Source organism: Frateuria terrea (assembly GCF_900115705.1).
Classification (GTDB): domain Bacteria; phylum Pseudomonadota; class Gammaproteobacteria; order Xanthomonadales; family Rhodanobacteraceae; genus Frateuria_A; species Frateuria_A terrea.
The window spans coordinates 743,100-759,951 of sequence record NZ_FOXL01000002.1 but is presented as its reverse complement, the minus strand read 5'-3'; the positions used below and the strand labels follow the sequence as shown (position 1 = coordinate 759,951).

General features: G+C 67.8%; 14 protein-coding genes. 8 read left to right on the top strand and 6 right to left on the bottom strand.

Annotation, left to right across the window (positions count from 1 at the left end):
* Nucleotides 1-17 precede the first annotated feature (17 nt).
* Together BMZ38_RS03600 and BMZ38_RS03595 are read right to left on the bottom strand one after the other, a co-directional pair.
* Nucleotides 18-1,445 (bottom strand): sigma-54-dependent transcriptional regulator, encoded by a 1,428-nt coding sequence (locus BMZ38_RS03600; RefSeq protein ID WP_091334150.1) that lies wholly within the window; start codon nucleotides 1,443-1,445, stop codon nucleotides 18-20.
* 302 nt (nucleotides 1,446-1,747) lie between these two features.
* The gene (locus BMZ38_RS03595) at nucleotides 1,748-3,328 is read right to left on the bottom strand and encodes a sensor histidine kinase (RefSeq protein ID WP_091334391.1); all 1,581 of its coding nucleotides are present in this window, start codon (nucleotides 3,326-3,328) and stop codon (nucleotides 1,748-1,750) included.
* Between the two features lie 347 nt (nucleotides 3,329-3,675).
* Here BMZ38_RS03595 and sucC point away from each other — a divergent pair, with 347 nt between their 5' ends.
* The 4 genes from sucC (at nucleotide 3,676) to BMZ38_RS03575 (ending at nucleotide 8,128) form a co-directional block, all read left to right on the top strand.
* Nucleotides 3,676-4,836: an ADP-forming succinate--CoA ligase subunit beta gene (gene sucC, locus BMZ38_RS03590; protein WP_091334147.1), complete on the top strand. Its 1,161-nt coding sequence runs from the start codon at nucleotides 3,676-3,678 to the stop codon at nucleotides 4,834-4,836.
* Between the two features lie 13 nt (nucleotides 4,837-4,849).
* Nucleotides 4,850-5,722 (top strand): succinate--CoA ligase subunit alpha, encoded by an 873-nt coding sequence (gene sucD, locus BMZ38_RS03585; protein ID WP_091334145.1) that lies wholly within the window; start codon nucleotides 4,850-4,852, stop codon nucleotides 5,720-5,722.
* A gap of 153 nt (nucleotides 5,723-5,875) precedes the next feature.
* Nucleotides 5,876-7,492 (top strand): NAD+ synthase, encoded by a 1,617-nt coding sequence (locus BMZ38_RS03580; RefSeq protein WP_091334143.1) that lies wholly within the window; start codon nucleotides 5,876-5,878, stop codon nucleotides 7,490-7,492.
* A 213-nt stretch (nucleotides 7,493-7,705) separates the two neighbouring features.
* Nucleotides 7,706-8,128, top strand: a complete 423-nt coding sequence (locus tag BMZ38_RS03575; RefSeq protein ID WP_139202378.1) for a hypothetical protein — start codon at nucleotides 7,706-7,708, stop codon at nucleotides 8,126-8,128.
* Between the two features lie 39 nt (nucleotides 8,129-8,167).
* On the opposite strand, the gene BMZ38_RS03570 is transcribed toward BMZ38_RS03575, so the two are convergent.
* Entirely contained in the window at nucleotides 8,168-8,995 is an 828-nt protein-coding gene (locus BMZ38_RS03570; protein ID WP_091334139.1) for an outer membrane protein assembly factor BamD, read from the bottom strand.
* 68 nt (nucleotides 8,996-9,063) lie between these two features.
* Between BMZ38_RS03570 and rluD the strand changes: the two genes are divergently transcribed.
* Both rluD and pgeF read left to right on the top strand, forming a co-directional pair.
* Entirely contained in the window at nucleotides 9,064-10,032 is a 969-nt protein-coding gene (gene rluD, locus BMZ38_RS03565) for a 23S rRNA pseudouridine(1911/1915/1917) synthase RluD (RefSeq protein WP_091334136.1), read from the top strand.
* A gap of 99 nt (nucleotides 10,033-10,131) precedes the next feature.
* Nucleotides 10,132-10,875 carry a peptidoglycan editing factor PgeF gene (gene pgeF / locus BMZ38_RS03560; RefSeq protein ID WP_091334134.1) on the top strand — a complete coding sequence of 248 codons (744 nt, stop codon included), beginning with the start codon at nucleotides 10,132-10,134 and terminating at the stop codon, nucleotides 10,873-10,875.
* A 34-nt stretch (nucleotides 10,876-10,909) separates the two neighbouring features.
* Here the strand turns inward: pgeF and BMZ38_RS03555 are convergent, their stop codons facing one another.
* On the bottom strand, nucleotides 10,910-12,685 hold the full coding sequence (locus BMZ38_RS03555) for an acyl-CoA dehydrogenase C-terminal domain-containing protein (RefSeq protein ID WP_091334131.1): 1,776 nt from the start codon (nucleotides 12,683-12,685) through the stop codon (nucleotides 10,910-10,912).
* A 22-nt stretch (nucleotides 12,686-12,707) separates the two neighbouring features.
* Nucleotides 12,708-13,187, bottom strand: a complete 480-nt coding sequence (locus BMZ38_RS03550; protein ID WP_091334128.1) for a hypothetical protein — start codon at nucleotides 13,185-13,187, stop codon at nucleotides 12,708-12,710.
* 156 nt (nucleotides 13,188-13,343) lie between these two features.
* On the opposite strand from BMZ38_RS03550, the gene BMZ38_RS03545 reads away from it, so the two are divergent.
* A complete protein-coding gene (locus tag BMZ38_RS03545; RefSeq protein WP_091334126.1) occupies nucleotides 13,344-13,811 on the top strand; it encodes an SET domain-containing protein in 468 nt (155 codons plus the stop codon).
* A gap of 158 nt (nucleotides 13,812-13,969) precedes the next feature.
* Nucleotides 13,970-14,518: a type 1 glutamine amidotransferase domain-containing protein gene (locus BMZ38_RS03540; protein WP_091334124.1), complete on the top strand. Its 549-nt coding sequence runs from the start codon at nucleotides 13,970-13,972 to the stop codon at nucleotides 14,516-14,518.
* 102 nt (nucleotides 14,519-14,620) lie between these two features.
* On the opposite strand, the gene fusA is transcribed toward BMZ38_RS03540, so the two are convergent.
* Nucleotides 14,621-16,660 carry an elongation factor G gene (gene fusA, locus BMZ38_RS03535; RefSeq protein ID WP_091334121.1) on the bottom strand — a complete coding sequence of 680 codons (2,040 nt, stop codon included), beginning with the start codon at nucleotides 16,658-16,660 and terminating at the stop codon, nucleotides 14,621-14,623.
* Nucleotides 16,661-16,852 lie beyond the last annotated feature (192 nt).

The window sequence follows — 16,852 nt, the reverse complement described above, 5'->3', positions numbered from 1 at the left end:
GTTCAACAGCGCCCGGCTCAGTCGATGCCGAGCTTCTTGAGCTTGTAGCGCAGCGCGCGGAAGGTGATGCCGAGCTTCTTCGCGGCCGCGGTCTTGTTGTACCTCGATTCCTCGAGCGCCTTGATGATCGCGGTGCGCTCGAGGTTGCTGATGTAGTCGTCCAGCGGAACGCCGCTGCCCGGGCCGGCGTGCGGCACCGTTGGCTGTGCGGCCACCGGCGCACCCGGCTGGGGCGCGTGCATGGCGGCATGGGCGGCGTTGACCGGCTCGGCCTGCCGCAGCGGGCGCTGCGGCAGCATCAGGTCGGGTGCGCCGATGGTGTCGCCGTCGCACATCGCCATCGCACGTTCGAGGATGTTCTCCAGTTCGCGCACGTTGCCGGGGAAGTCGTATTCCTCCAGCGCCTGCTGGGCATCGGGACGAAGCCGGCCGGGAACGCCGCCGCTCTTGGCGGCCAACGAGCGCAGGATGAAGCCGGCAAGCTGCGGTACGTCCCCGCGGCGCTCGCGTAGCGGCGGCACGCGCAGCTCGATCACGTTGATGCGGTAGAACAGGTCCTGGCGGAACTGGCCCTGCTCGACCAGCCGGCCAAGATCCTTGTGCGTAGCGGAGAGGATGCGCACGTCCACCGGCACCTCCTCGCGCGCGCCGATCGGGCGCACGGCCTTTTCCTGGATCGCGCGCAGCAGCTTCACCTGCATGTGCAGTGGCAGCTCCGCCACCTCGTCCAGGAACAGCGTGCCGCCGTGCGCGGCCTGGAACAGGCCTTCCTTGTCGGCGCCGGCACCGGTGAAGCTGCCCTTCTTGTGGCCGAAGAACTCGCTCTCCATCAGCTCGGAGGGAATCGCTCCGCAGTTGACCGGCACGAACGGCCCGCTCGCGCGCGGCCCCTGCTCGTGGATCAACCGCGCCACCAGCTCCTTGCCCACGCCCGATTCGCCGGCGATGTACACCGGCGCCTGGTTGCGCGCGAGCTTGGTGATCGTGCCCCGCACCTGCTGCATCGCGGGCGAGTCGCCGACCAGCCGGCCCGCCGCCCCGGTGGCGGCAGCGGTGCCACCGCCGGTCTTGCGCTCCTCGGCCAGCTGCAGTGCGGTACGCACCAGCCGGCGCAGCATCTGGATGTCGACCGGCTTGGAGACGAAGTCGAAGGCGCCGGCCTTGAGCGCGTTCACTGCGGCGTCGACGTTGCCGTAGGCGGTGATCATCGCCACCGGCATGTCCGGATGGGTCGCGGCGATCAGTTCGATCACCTCGTGGCCGGTGCCGTCGGGCAGGCGCATGTCGGTGAAACACAGGTCGTAGCTGCGTTCGCCCAGCGCCCGGCGGGCCTCTGCCACGGTGCCTACCGCTTCCACCTGCAGGTCCATGCGACCGAGCGTGATAGTGAGCAGCTCGCGGATGTCGCGTTCGTCGTCAATGACCAGGACGCTCTGTGCGGACATGGTTCTCTTCGTCAGCGGTTAACGGTCGAAGGGTATAGCAGTTTGGCTGTTCTGTGCTCTGGTCCGGGGCAACAAGGCGCGTGAGGGAGGGCTTCACGCTCTGCGCCCTCTTCTCTTCGGCGAAAGTGCCGCGGGGAGGAGCGTGGCTGGCCTTGACCTACCGCTCTGGCTGGTCCGCCGGTGAGAGGGTTGGGTGAGGGAGGTTTGTTCTTTCGGCGCGCAACAACGTGGCAGAAAAGATTCCCGGCAAGCCCTGCCTCTCACCCCAGTCCCTCTCCCCGACACGAGAGAGGAGCTAGGCGTCAGCCCGCTTCGCCGCCGTCCGCGGCGTGCCGCGCCGGCGGCGTGAGGGTCAGCCGGAAGCAGCTGCCGCCGCCGGCCACGCGCACGTATTCCAGCGAGGCCTGGTTCGCCTCGCTCATCTGCCGCGCCAGGTAGAGGCCCAGGCCGGTGCCGTATTCGTGCGTGGTGTAGAACGGCTCGAAGATCTGCGCGGCCACCTTGGGCGCGATGCCGGGGCCGCGGTCGATCACTTCCAGGATCGGCACGCCGTGCTCTCCGCCGCGCACCACCACCATCACCCGCGCCGGCTCGCCCGGCATGCGGCCGTAGCGAAGCGCGTTCTGCACAAGGTTCCAAACCACCTGTTGCAGCTGCTGCGGGTCGGCTACCGCCGCCACGGCGGCGTTGCCGGTGATCACCCGCAGCGAATCCTCGCCGATGTCGTTGCCCTGCTTGTACTCGTCGACGAAGCCGTTGGCCCAGCGGCCCAGGTCGAGTGTTTCCGGGCGCGAGCGCTCGCGCCGCGACAGCTGCAGGATGTTCTCGATGATCTCGTTGAGCCGGACGCAGTGGTTGTTGATGATTTCCACCATGCGCGCGTCGCCCGGATTGAGCTCGCGCGACTCGGCCAGCAGCTGCGCCGAGTAGCGGATCGCCGCCAGCGGATTGCGGATCTCGTGCGCGATCGACGCCGAGAGCCGACCCAGCGAACTGAGCGTGAGTTCCTCCGCCCGCCGTGAAAGCAACGAGGTGTCGTCCAGGAAGATCAGCACGTGCGAATCGTCGTTCGGCGCCAGGCGGGTGAAACGCGGCACCACTTCCGGCACGCCATCGGCCAGCTGGGTGGCGGTCTCGTCCAGCTTGCCCGAGGTCATCCAGTGGTACAGGCGCCGCGAGAGCTCCGGTGCCAGCTTGCCCAGGTCGCGCTGGTCGGCCGGCGGGTTGCCCAGCAGCATCCAGGCGGACTCGTTCAACTGGTGGATGCGGTTGGCGTCGTCCACCAGCAGCACGCCGGTCTTCATGCGCCGGATGATCAGCTCGTTGACCTGGCTGAGGTTGGCCAGGTCAAGGCTGCGCTGTTCGGCCAGCGCTTCGCTGGCGCGCAACTGGCGGCCGAGCACGTGGCACAGGGTGGTGCTGGCGAAGTAGGCCAGGCCGAGCAGCCCGGACTCGAGCAGGTCGCCGTCGCCGGGCGTCCGCGCAATCATTGTGTGGCCAAGCATGCCCAGCGTGGCCAGTGCGGCGAAGAAGCACGACAGCCGCAGCGGCAGCACCAGCGCGCCGGCGCACAGGTTGACCGCCAGCATCATGGCGATGCCGATGCGCGCCTCGTGGATCAGCCAGGCCGCCAGCACCGCCACCAGGATGTCCACTACCAGTGCGCCGGAAACCACCAGCCGCGCGTTCGCCATGGCATTGCGCGTCTGCATCAGCATGCCGATGGCGAACAGCAGGTAGACCCCGATCACCACGTAGGCCAGTACCGGCTGCTCGACGGTCGGCCAGGTCAGCCTCGGCGAGCTGAGCGCCAGGCCGGCGTAGACCAGCGCCTGCGCCAGCCGGAAGTAGTTGAGGAAGAACAGTTCGTGACGGATTGCCAGCGCGGCGGGGCGCGCGGGCTGGAAAACGGGCGGTTCGGCGGTGGGTATCGTGGAGGGCACGTTGACGGCTTCGGCGCGGCGTTCGTCGGAGTATAGACAGGCCGGCGCGCGCCGCCAGCGGCGGGGCGCACGGAGCGGGCCGCCGGCCGGCACTTTCCATCACGGCCGCCTTTGCGCGAAAATGCCCGGCCGTATTGCGCGATTCGTGCCCGGTTGACTCCAGGGCAGCGCGCATTGCACGCCGGCAGCGTGCCGAAAGCCGCCGTCCGCCCCTCTCCCGCGCCCACGCTGCGTCAAGCGCGCGTGCGGCCCGATACGTTTTCCTTTCGTTCGCTCGAGGTATAGGAATGAATTTCCACGAGTACCAGGCCAAAGAGCTGTTCGCGCAGTACGGCATTGCCGTACCGCCGGGCAAGGTTGCCAATTCCCCCGACGCCGCCGTCGATGCCGCCAAGGCGCTGGGCGGCTCGCAGTGGATGGTCAAGGCGCAGATCCACGCAGGCGGCCGCGGCAAGGCCGGTGGCGTGAAGTTCTGCAAGAGCCTCGACGACGTGCGCGCTGCCGCCAAAGGCATGCTGGGCACCAACATGGCGACCTACCAGTCCGCCGGCCGCGCGCTGCCGGTCAACCTGGTGCTGGTGACCGACGCCACCAATATCGCCAAGGAGCTTTATCTCTCGGTGCTGGTGGACCGCGACTCCAAGGCGATCTCCTTCATCGCCTCCAAGCACGGCGGCGTGGACATCGAGCAGGTCGCCCGCGACACGCCCGAGGACATCCACACGATCGTCGTTGATTTCGTGGAGGGGTTGCAGCCCTACCAGTGCCGCAACCTCGGCTTCGCGATGGACTTGAACGCCAAGCAGGTCAACCAGCTGACCAAGATCATGCTGGGCCTGTACAAGCTGTTCAACGAGAAGGACCTGTCGCTGGTTGAGCTCAACCCGTTGGCGATCCTCGAGGACGGCAACCTGGCCGCGCTCGACGGCAAGGTCAATTCCGACGACAACGCGGATTTCCGTCATCCCGAGCTCGTCGCCATGCGCGACCTGAGCCAGGAAGACGCCGCCGAAGCGGCCGCCGTGCAGCACAACCTCAACTACGTGACCATGGACGGCTCGATCGGCTGCATGGTCAACGGCGCGGGCCTGGCCATGGCCACCATGGACGTGATCAAGCTGGCGGGCGGCGAGCCGGCCAACTTCCTCGACGTCGGCGGTGGCGCCACCAAGGAGCGCGTGACCGAGGCGTTCAAGCTGATCCTCTCCTCCGACAAGGTGAAGGCCATCCTGGTCAACATCTTCGGCGGGATCGTGCGCTGCGACCTGATCGCCGAGGGCATCATCGCCGCGGTGAAGGAAGTGGGCCTGACCATTCCGGTGGTCGTGCGCCTGCAGGGCACCAACGTGGAGAAGGGCCGCGAACTGCTGGCCAACTCCGGCCTGGCGATCACGCCGGCCGACGATCTCAACGACGCGGCGCAGAAAGCCGTGGCCGCCGCGAAGTGAGGAGCGAGAAAGCATGAGCGTTCTGGTCAACAAGAATACCAAGGTGCTGGTGCAGGGCTTCACCGGCCAGCAGGGCACCTTCCACGCCGAGCAGGCGATCGATTACGGCACCAAGGTCGTCGGTGGCGTGACCCCCGGCAAGGGCGGTTCCGAGCACATCGGACTGCCGGTCTTCAACTCGATGGACGAGGCCGTGGCCGAGACCGGCGCCGACGCCTCGGTGATCTTCGTGCCGCCGCCGTTCGCGGCCGACTCGATCCTCGAAGCGATCGACGCGGGCATCCGCGTGATCGTGGCCATTACCGAAGGCATTCCGGTTCTGGACATGCTGCGCGTGAAGAACGTGCTCGCCCAGCATCCGGAGACCGTGCTGATCGGTCCGAACTGCCCCGGCATCATCACCCCGGGCGAGTGCAAGATCGGCATCATGCCGGGCCACATCCACAAGCCGGGCAAGGTCGGCATCGTGTCGCGCTCCGGCACGCTGACCTATGAAGCGGTGTTCCAGACCACCAACGAGGGTTTGGGCCAGTCCACCTGCATCGGCATCGGCGGCGACCCGATCAACGGCCTGAACTTCATCGACTGCCTGAAGCTGTTTCAGGACGACCCGCAGACCGAGGGCATCATCATGGTCGGCGAGATCGGCGGCAGTGCCGAGGAAGACGCGGCCGAGTTCATCGGCGAGTACGTGACCAAACCGGTGGTGTCCTTCATCGCCGGCGCCTCGGCCCCGGCCGGCAAGCGCATGGGCCATGCCGGCGCGATCATCTCCGGCGGCAAGGGCACGGCGGCGGCGAAGTTCGCGGCGCTGGAAAAGGCGGGCGTAACGACGGTCAAGTCGCCGGCCGACCTGGGCAAGACGCTGGCAAAGCTGATGAAGTAAGGCGCGGGCGGTATCTGCGCACGACAAAAGGCCACGCACAAGCGTGGCCTTTTTCTTTGCCCCTCTCCCCGGAGGGGAGGGAGCTTAAGCGCGTTTGGCTCTCCGAATACCCGCCCCCACTATCATGGCGGTCCCCCAACGCCCCTTTCGCCCATGAGCGCCCAACTCCGCCTCGCCCTGGCCCAGTTCGACTTTCCCGTAGGCGCCGTCGCCGCCAACACCACGAAGATCCGCGAACTGATGACCCGGGCGCACGCCGGTGGCGCCGACTTGGCGGTGTTCCCGGAACTGGCGATCAGCGGCTATCCGCCCGAGGACCTGCTGGTCCGCCCGAGTTTCCTTGAAGCCTGCAACGAGGCGATCGCCGCGCTGGCACAAGGCACCGACGGCCTCTCCGCGCTGGTGGGCTTCCCGCACAGCGAGGGCGAGGTCTACAACGCCGCCGCGTTGCTGCGCGAGGGCCGCATCGAATGCGTCGCGCACAAGCAGGCGCTGCCCAACTACGGCGTGTTCGACGACAAGCGCTACTTCCGTCCTGGCCACGCGACCGCCACCGGCATGGTCAACGGCGTGCGCGTGGGCTTTCTGGTCTGCGAGGACATCTGGGAACCCGAGCCGGCGGCGCAAGCCGCGCGTGCTGGCGCCGAGCTGATCGTGGTCGTCAACGCCTCGCCCTGGGACGATGCCAAACAGGCCACGCGCGAGGCGTTGCTCACCGCGCGGGCGAAGGAAACCGGTTGCGCCATCGTCTATCTCAACCTGGTCGGCGGGCAGGACGAGGTCGTCTACGACGGCGCCTCGCTGCTGGTCAATGGCGACGGGTCGGTCGCCGCACGCGCGCCGGCCTTCGTCGACGCGCTGCTGTGGGCCACTTTCGACCCGGCCAGCCGGACGCTTGCGGCGGACGACTGGCCGGTGGCGGCCGATACGCGTCCGGAAGCCACCCTGTACGCCGCGCTTGTCCGCGGCATCCGCGACTACATCGACAAGAACGGCTTCCCCGGCGTGCTGCTGGGCCTCTCCGGTGGCATCGACTCGGCGCTGACGCTGGCGCTGGCGGTCGATGCGCTCGGGGCCGAACGCGTCACTGCCGTGATGCTGCCCACCCGCTACACCTCAAAGCTCTCGCTGGATGGCGCACGCGAGCAGGCCGAACGCCTGGGCGTGGCCTACCACGTGATCGACATCGAGCCGACCTGCCAGAGTTTCCTCGCCGCGCTTGCGCCTGCGTTCGCGGGCAAGGGTGCCGACACCACCGAGGAAAACCTGCAGTCGCGCACGCGTGGCGTCATGCTGATGGGCCTCTCCAACAAGCACAACCACCTGTTGCTGGCCACCGGCAACAAGAGCGAGATGGCGGTCGGCTACGCCACGCTCTACGGCGACATGTGCGGCGCCTACGCACCGCTCAAGGACGTCTACAAGACGGTGGTGTACCGGCTATCGCGCTGGCGCAACGAGGCCGGCCCGGCCATTCCGCCCGCGGTGATCGACCGCCCGCCCTCGGCCGAGCTGCGCGAGAACCAGACGGACCAGGACTCGCTACCGCCGTACGACGTGCTGGACGCGATCCTGCAGCGTTTCATCGAGGGCGAGCAGTCGCAGGCCGAGATCGCCGCTGCCGGCTTCGACCTCGAGACCGTGCGCCGGGTCGCCCGGCTGGTGCTGCGCAACGAGTTCAAGCGCCGCCAGGCCGCGCCGGGACCGCGTGTGACCACCCGCGCTTTCGGCCGCGAACGGCGCTATCCGATCACCTCTGGCTGGAAATGATGGCTGCCCGTAAGTCCGGTGGCCACCGCCACGGGGCCACTGGGCGAACGCCGTCCGTGCAGGCGTCCGCAAGGTACTTGTCCTACGCACGTGACGGTAATCGCTGATGCAAGTGGTCGGAGGCGATTCCTAAGATGTCCGCGCGCAAAGGATGCCCATGCCGGGCCCTGCGCGACAGGAGATTTTCCGATGGTCGGATATGGATGGATTTTCGTGGCAGCCAGCGTATGGCTGGCCGGGCATGCCCATGCGGAAGACACGCAGGCATGCGTGACCCACTACAAGCAGGAAGGAAACTTCATACTGGGGCGCCGGTTCAGCACCTGGGGGGAGGTCGCCACGCCGCAACCACAGGCGTTCAAGCAGATCTACCGCGATGCGATCAAGTCGGGCATGAAGGTGATCAGCTCCGACAAGGACGTCGGTGCGTTGACCCTGGAGCAGCCCAATGCCGGCACCACCTTCGGCGGCAACGACGATCAAGTCAGTCTGCACTGGGACATTCTGGTCGAGGAGAACGGCAACGGCTCGAAGATCAGCGTGAACAACTCGACGCCGCCCAGCTACTCGGTGAGCAAGAAGCACGAGATGACGCTGATGTGCCAGATCATCGCCTCGGGCGCAGGCAAGAGCTGAGCTGCACCAAAAAAAATGCCCCGGAAAGGGGCATTTTTTTTAGTGGTGTCCCGAGAAGGGCACCATCTTGCGTAACGTCGAAGGCGCATGCGGCCATTTCGGATCGGTGAGATACGGGTGATCCGGATAGTTGAGCGCCAGCACCTTGCGCACGTTCTCGGCCTGTGCCTTCTGGTTCAGCGCCAGGTAGCTGCGGGCGAGGATGGCCAGCGCATCGCCGGTCTGCGGCGCCTGCTGGTAATGCTCCACCACGTACTGGGCACGGTCGGCCGAGGCCACGTATGCCTTGTTGCGCAGGTAGAACTTGGCCACGTTGATCTCGTACTGCGCCAGCACGTTGCGCAGGTAGATCATGCGCTGGCGCGCGTCGGCGGTGTAGGCGCTGTCCGGATAGCGTCGTGCCAGCTCGGAAAAGTCGTCGAACGCCTGCAGGTTATAGGCCTGGTCGCGGCGCGCCTGCGAGCTGTTGCGCGGGAAGAAGCGCTCGATCACGCCGCTGGTGCGGTCGAAATTGATCAGACCGCGCAGGTAATAGGCATAATCGACGTGCTTCTGGGTCGGATACGTCTTGATGAAGCGGTTGATCGTCGAGTAGGCGTCGTCCGGCTGGTTGTCCTTGTACTGCGAGTAGGCCAGTTCCAGTTGCGCCTGCTCGTTGTAGTCGCCCGACGGGAAGCGTGCGATCAGGCGCTGGTAGGCCTTGGTGGCCGCCGCGTAGTCGCCGTTCATCAGGCTGTCGTGCGCCGTGCTGTAGAGCTTTTCCACCGGCATGGTGTCGATGGAATCGCGCTTGTGCCCGAACATCGAGCAGGCGCCCAGGGACAGGCCGAGGACCAGCACGGCGAGCAATTTCAAGATTAGGCGCATTGGGAATTTTGTATGGATGTGATCGTGGGGATGATAGCCCAAACCGCCCGCGCCCCGCGGAGGGCGGCATGACCGTCATCCGGCACCAGGCGCAGGTGCCCCTGTCGGCGGCAGGCAGGCGCTTCGACCAGGCGCTGGCCGAGATGTTCCCGGACTATTCGCGTTCGCGCCTGGCCGGCTGGATCAAGGCCGGTGCGGTGACGCTGGACGGCGCCGTGGCGCCGCCGCGCCAGCTGCTGCGGGGTGGCGAGCAGGTACGGCTGGAGGCCGAGCTGGCCAACGAGGTCGAAAGCGCGCCGGAGGCCATCGACCTGGCCATCGTGCACGAGGATGCCCACCTGCTGGTGCTGGACAAGCCGGCCGGTCTGGTCGTGCATCCGGGCGCCGGCAACCCGGCCGGCACGCTGCTCAACGCCCTGCTGCACCACGACCCGAAGCTGGCCGAGTTGCCGCGCGCCGGCATCGTGCACCGGCTGGACAAGGACACTTCCGGACTGATGGTGGTGGCCAGGTCGCTGCCCGCGCACACGGCGCTGGTGGAGATGCTCTCGCGCCATGCGGTGGAGCGGCAGTACGAAGCTGCCGTCCTCGGCACCCTGGTAGCGGGCGGCACCGTCGATGCACCCATCGGCCGGCACATGGGCGATCGCCTGCGCCAGGCGGTGCGCGACGAGGAGGACGGCAAGCACGCCATCACCCACTACCGCCTGCGCGAACGGTTCCGCGCGCACAGCCTGATCCAGTGCAACCTGGAGACCGGGCGCACCCACCAGATCCGCGTGCACATGGCGCACATCCATCATCCGCTGGTCGGCGATCCGCTGTACGGCGGCAGCCTGCGCCTGCCCAAGGGCGCCACGCCCGAACTGGTCGCGGCGCTGCGTGGCTTCCGCCGGCAGGCGCTGCATGCCGAGCGGCTGGCGTTCGAGCATCCAGTGACGGGTGAGGCGATGGCGTTCGAGGCAAGGCGTCCAGCGGACATGGAGGCGTTGATCGCCACCTTGCGCGCCGATGCGCTCGAGCACCGCGGGCCTTAGCGACATGCGCCATACTCGGTGAGTGGAAGCCTTGCCCTCGGCCGCGAGAGTCCGAGCCGTGGCGCGCTATGCTTGCCGCTCCCCGTCACGGCCATCCCCATGACCGAGCCCTGGATCCTCCCCGACTGGCCCGCGCCGCGCGGCGTGCATGCGGTGGTCACCACCCGCCACGGACCGGGCATCTCGGCCGGCCCCTACGCGCGCTTCAACCTGGGCCTGCGCAGCGGTGATGCCGCCGAGGCAGTCGCCAGCAACCGCGACGCCCTGCACCACTCGCTCGACCTGCCCGCCGCACCGCGCTGGCTGCGCCAGGTGCACGGTGCGACGGTGGCGCAGCTCGGTCCGCTCGCGAGCGACGACGAGCCGCAGGCGGATGCGGCCGTCGCGCATCTGAACGGTACGGTGCTTGCGATCCTCACTGCCGACTGCCTGCCCGTGTTGTTCTGCAGCGAGGACGGCGCACGCGTCGGCGCGGCGCATGCCGGCTGGCGGGGCCTGGCCGCGGGCGTGCTGGAAGCGACCATCGCGGCGATGGGCACACCACCCGCGCGGCTGGTGGCATGGCTGGGGCCGTGCATCGGCGCGGCCTCCTACGAAGTGGGCGAGGAGGTGCGCGCGGCCTTCGTCGACAGCAACGGTGGCGCGGCGACCTGTTTCGCCGCCACCCGCCCGGGCCATTGGCATTGCGACCTCGCGGGGCTGGCCCGCCAGCGTCTTGCGACGGCGGGTGTGGCCGGCATCCACGGCGGCGGCTTCGACACGCTCGCCGACGCGCGCTTTTATTCCTACCGCCGCGACGGCGCCAGCAGCGGGCGCTTCGCCAGCCTGATCTGGCGCGACTGAAGCTTCGTGCCCTCCCACAAAGGGGAGGGCGTCTTCAGCCGATGGCGGGAATGCTCGCCACGCCGGACTCGATCGCCGCGCGATGCATCGCGCAGCGCGGCAGCAGCCGCGCGAAGTAGAACCGTGCGGTATCCCGCTTGGCCTGCTTGAGCGCTGCCGACTGCGCGCTGCCCTCGGCGGCCGCCACGCTGCGTGCCCACAGGTAGGCCAGCGCGACGTAACCGGAGTAGTAGAGGTAGTCCACTGCGGCCGCGCCCAGTTCTTCCGGATTGGCCTGCGCCCGTTCGGCCAGCGTCATCGTCAGCGCCTGCCATTCATTCGCAGCCTTGCCCAGTGGCGCGATGAACTCGCCCAGCGCCGCGTTCCCCACCTGTTGCTGGCAGAAGCCGCCGATCTCTTCCAGGAAGTGGCGGAAGCCTGCACCCTTGAGCTGCACGATCTTGCGACCCAGCAGGTCCATCGCCTGGATGCCGGTGGTGCCCTCGTACAGCGTGATGATGCGTGCGTCGCGCACGAACTGTTCCACGCCGTTCTCGGTGATGTAGCCGTGGCCGCCGTAGATTTGCACGGCCTCCTTGACGCTTTCCTGCGCAAGCTCGGTGAGCACGCCCTTGACGATCGGAATCAGGAAGGCGACCAGCTCGCCGGCCTTCGCACGCGCGGCCTCGTCGATGGCGCGCTCTTCGATGTCCAGCTGCAGCGCGGCGTAGAGCATCAGCGCACGGCCGCCCTCGACGATGGCGCGCTGGGTGAGCAGCATGCGGCGCACGTCCGGATGCACCACCAGCGGATCGGCCGGCTTGTCGGGGTAGGCCGCGCCACTCAGCGCGCGGCCCTGCAAGCGCTCACGGGCATAGTTCAGGCTGTTCTGCAGCGCCCGTTCGGCCAGGCCCACGCCCTGCACGCCGACGGCCAGGCGCGCGGCGTTCATCATGGTGAACATGCCGAACAGCCCCTTGTGCGGCTGGCCGATGAGCCAACCCTCGGCGCCGTCGAAGTTCATCACGCAGGTGGGCGAGGCGTGGATGCCCATCTTGTGCTCGATGGCGCCCGCGGCCACCGCGTTGCGCTCGCCCATCGCGCCGTCGCGCGCCACCATGAACTTCGGCACCACGAACAACGAGATGCCACGGCTGCCGGCTGGCGCATCGGGCAGACGTGCCAGCACCAGGTGCACGATGTTCTCGGTAAGGTCGTGCTCGCCGGCGGTGATGAAGATCTTCGTGCCGGTGATGCGGTAGCTCCCGTCGCCGGCGGGCTCGGCGCGGGTCTTGAGCAATCCCAGGTCGGAGCCGGCCTGCGGCTCGGTCAGGCACATGCTGCCGCACCAGCGGCCCTCGACCATGGGCTTGAGGAAGACCTCCTTCTGCCATGCGTCGCCGTGCAGCTGCAGCGCGTGCGCGGCGCCCTGGCTGAGCAGCGGGTAGTTGCCCCAGGCCAGGTTGGCCGAGTCGAGCATTTCCTTCATCGCCACGCCGATGACTTCCGGCAACGCCTGGCCGCCCATCGCCTCGGGCATGGTCAGGCCTGCCCAGCCGCCTTCGACGTAGGTGCGATAGGCCTCCCTGAAACCCTTCGGCGTGGTCACCGTGGCGGTGGCCTTGTCGAAATGGCAGCCCTCGGCATCGGCCGGCGCGTTGAGCGGTGCGAGCACCTGCTCGTTGAAGCGCGCCGCCTCCTCCAGCACCGCATCGAGCAGGTCGCGCGTGTGGCCCTCACCGCCAGCGAGCGCGGCCAGGACGGCCTCTGCGCCGAACAGGTCGTGCAGCACGAAGCGTATGTCGTCGAGCGGGGCTTTGTAGATCGTCATGGGTGAATCCTTCGGATGCGGGTCAACGCCAGGTGTGTGCGATGCCGGGTACGGGGGAGAGCCAGTCCTTGCCGGAGAAGTCGAAATCGCGCGGTTCCTTCTCCTGCTCCGGCTTGGCACGCACCGAGCCGGATAGGGTGTAGGGCAGGGCGCCCGCACTGCCCTTGGCGGCGCTGGCCGCGAGCGCCTTGGCCATGGCCGTGGTCGGCAGCACGTCGATCTGCACGATGTCGCCGGCGAACGCGGGAATGTCGCGATCGAAGTTGCCGTGCACGCGCACCGGCACGCTGTCGGCCATGGCCAGTTGCGCGTCGAGCGCGCTGAAGTCCATGCCGCCATAGCTGTTGTTCTGGATGCGCACGGTCAGCCGCCATGCGCCCGAGGGCTGCAGCACCAGCTGCTGGATGCTCACCGTGGGCGGGAACACGCTCTTGCGCGGCGGGCCACAGGCGACCAGGCCCAGGGCAAGCGACAGCGGGAGGATCCAGCGCAGGAAACGCATCGTGGGCTTCTCCAAACGATCGTTCGAATTCCTGATTCTAACCACAGCCGGCCGCTCGGGTCAGCCGGCGCGGCAAGCGGCCTCCACGTTGGCCGCGGTTTCGCCGCACGCGCCGACCGGGCATCATCAGCGTCTTTCGTCCAAGGTTCCCCGCGCATGCTCCGTCGCTACGTCGCCCGCCGCTCTCCCATCCATGGCAACGGGGTGTTTGCCACCGCGCCGATCAGGAAGGGCGAGGAGATCATCCAGTACAAGGGCACGCTGATGACCCACGCCGACGCCGACGCGATGTACGGCGACGGCGGCGAGACCGGCCATACCTTCCTGTTCACGCTCAATGACGAATACATCATCGACGCCAACCGCAAGGGCAACACCGCGCGCTGGATCAACCACAGCTGCGCGCCCAACTGCCGCGCGGTGGTGGAAGAGAGCGAGGGCGGCGACCCGCGCAAGGACCGCGTGCTGATCGAGGCGATCCGCAACATCAAGCCGGGCGAAGAGCTGACCTACGACTATGGCATCGTGCTGGACGTGCCCTACACCGCGCGGCTGAAGAAGCTGTGGGAATGCCGCTGCGGCTCGCCTGACTGCACCGGGACGCTGCTCAAGCCCAAGTCCTGATTCCGTCCCTCGCGTGCCGGCGCACAGGCGGCGCCGCACAGCCTGCCGCGCTTGTGCCCATGAGCCTCTCCCGCGAAGCGATACGCCGCTAACACCTGGAAGACATGCGCAAGACGCCCTGCGCGCCATCCTCTGCGCTTCATTGCAGGAGGATTGCCATGTCGCCATCGAAGAAGCTCACCGGCCGCGCCATCGCGGTGCTGGCCACCGACGGGTTTGAATATTCCGAACTGACCGAACCCAAGCGTCTGCTGGAAGAGGCCGGTGCCGAAGTGCAGGTGATCGCGCCGGGCGATGCCAGGGAGATCAAGGGCTGGAAGGGCGGCGACTGGGCCGGCAGCGTGCCGGTGGACATGAAGCTGGAGGACGCCGACGCCGCCGACTTCGACGCGCTGGTGCTGCCTGGCGGCGTGATCAATCCCGACAAGCTGCGCACGCAGCCGGCGGCGGTCGAGCTGGTGAAGGCGTTTGCCAGTGCCGGCAAGACAGTGGCGGCGATCTGCCACGGGCCGTGGACGCTGATCAACGCGGGGCAGGTGGACGGGCGCAAGGTGACCTCGTGGCCGTCCTTGCGGCAGGACCTGGAGAACGCCGGCGCGAAGTGGGAAGACCGCGAGGTGGTGCGCGACGGCAACCTGATCACCAGCCGCAAGCCGGATGACATTCCGGCGTTCGCCGATGCGGTGATCGAGGCGCTGGCGGCGTAGCGTCCATCTCGCCGCGTAGGCCTTGCGGCGTCTTGACCTGATTCCGCGCGGGCCCCGGCCCACCTGCCCCCACCCGAAGGAAAGGGGCAGGGCGGCCTGCCGCTAGTCGTCCTCCAGGTGCGGCTTCCATGCTTCGCAAAGCTGCTTCTGCACGGGCGGCGGCACCGGTTCGTAATGGGAGAGATCCAGGCTGTAGCGCCCCTGGCCGCCCGTCATCGCCTTCAATTCGGTCGGGTAATCGGTCAGTTCCGCCAGCGGCGCCTGCGCGCGGATCATCAGCTCGCCGCCACGTTGCGTGTCGGTGCCCATGATGCGCGCCCGCTTGCCGGCCAGGCTGCCGGTGACGTCGCCCACGCTGGCCTCGGGAATGGCGACCTCCACGTCCACGATCGGCTCCAGCACGATCGGCCGCGCCTTGCCCACCGCATCCATGAATGCCTTCTTCCCGGCGCTGACGAACGCCACCTCCTTCGAATCGACCGGGTGGTACTTGCCGTCGTATACGGTCACGCGCAGGTCCTGCATCGGGTAGCCGGCGATCGCTCCGGACGCCATCGCCTGGCGCACGCCTTTCTCGATCGCCGGCAGGAACTGGTTGGGGATGACGCCGCCCTTGACCCCGTCGACGAACTCGAAACCCGCGCCGCGATCAAGCGGTTCGACGCGCAGGAACACCTCGCCGAACTGCCCGGCGCCGCCGGTCTGCTTCTTGTGCCGGTGGTGGCCGTCGGCATGGGCGGCGATGGTCTCGCGATAGGCGATCCGCGGCGGATGCGTGTCCACCTCCACGCCGTAGCGCTCGCGCATGCGCTCGAGCACCACCTTCAGGTGCAGCTCGGACAGCCCGCGCACCACCGTCTCGTTGAGCTCCTTGTGATGCTCGGTGCGCAGGCACGGGTCTTCCTCGGCCAGCCGTGCCAGCGCCTGCGAGAGCTTCTGCTCCTGTCCCTTGTGCCGGGGCGTGAGCGCCAGGCCGAACATCGGCTGCGGGAATTCCATCGGCGCCAGGTGGATGCCGTCCTCCTCGTGCGAATCATGCAGCACGGCATCGAAGTGGATTTCCTCCACCTTGGCTACCGCAGCGATGTCACCGGGTATCGCCTGCTCGATCTCCACGTGCGCCTTGCCGTTCAGTCGGAACAGGTGGCCGACCTTGAACGGCTTGCGCGAGCCGTCGACGAACAACTGCGTGTCGCGCCGGATCGTGCCCTGCCAGACGCGGAACACGCCCAGCTTGCCCACGAACGGGTCATTGACGATCTTGAACACGTCCGCGACCACGTGTTTGGACGGATCGCCGTCCACCGTGACCGCCTCGCCCTGGCCGTTGGCGAACGCCGGCGGATTGCCCTCGGCCGGGTTCGGCAGCAGGCGGCTGGCCAGCTCCAGGAACTCGGCCACACCCACGCCGGTGCGCGCACTGACGAAGCAGATCGGCACCAGGTGGCCCTCGCGCAGGCACTGCTCGAAGGCGTCGTGCAACTGCTCGCGGCTGAGCGCGCCCTCGCCGCTGTCGAGGTAGGCACCCATGGTGGCCTCATTGATCTCCACCACCTGGTCGACGATCTGCTGGTGCGCGGCCGCCAGCGAGGAGAAGTCGGTCGTGCCCTCGTTGTGGAAGAAGCAGTCGAGCACCCGTTTGCCGCCCTGTGCAGGCAGGTTCACCGGTAGGCATTCAGGTCCGAATTCATCGCGCAGCGTGTCGACCAGCATCGATAGCCGCGCGCCCTCGAAGTCGATCTTGTTGACCACCAGCACGCGCGCCAGGGCGCGCTGTCGCGCCCGTTCCATCATGCGTCGCGTGCCGTGCTCGACGCCGTTGGTGGCGTTCACCACGATCGCCACCGTCTCCACTGCGGCGAAGGCCGACAGCGTGCCGCCGCGGAAATCGGCATAGCCGGCGGTATCGATTAGGTTGATGTGGCAACCGTCGCGGTCGATGCTGGCGATGGCGCTGTCGATCGAATGCCCGCGCGCCTTCTCCTGCGCGTCGGTGTCCGACTGGGTGGTGCCGCGCTCGACCGAGCCTTGCGCCTGGATGACGCCGCCGGCATGCAGCAAGGCTTCGAACAAGGTGGTCTTGCCACTGCCGGCGTGGCCGGCGAGCGCGATGTTGCGGATGTTTTCCGTGCTGTACGACACGAGACGTCCCTCCCATGGCTGGGCGCGGGACTCGCATCGGCATGAACGGCGCCGCACGAGGCCGCGCATGGCGGCTGACGATGGCGGGCCGTCATGGTCGTCCTTCGAGCGCGCGGGCGCGGGCGGGGCGGTCATGGCGGGGTGCGGCGGTTGCCGCTCGTGTAGCCTTGTGCGATCCGCCCGCGCGGTCAA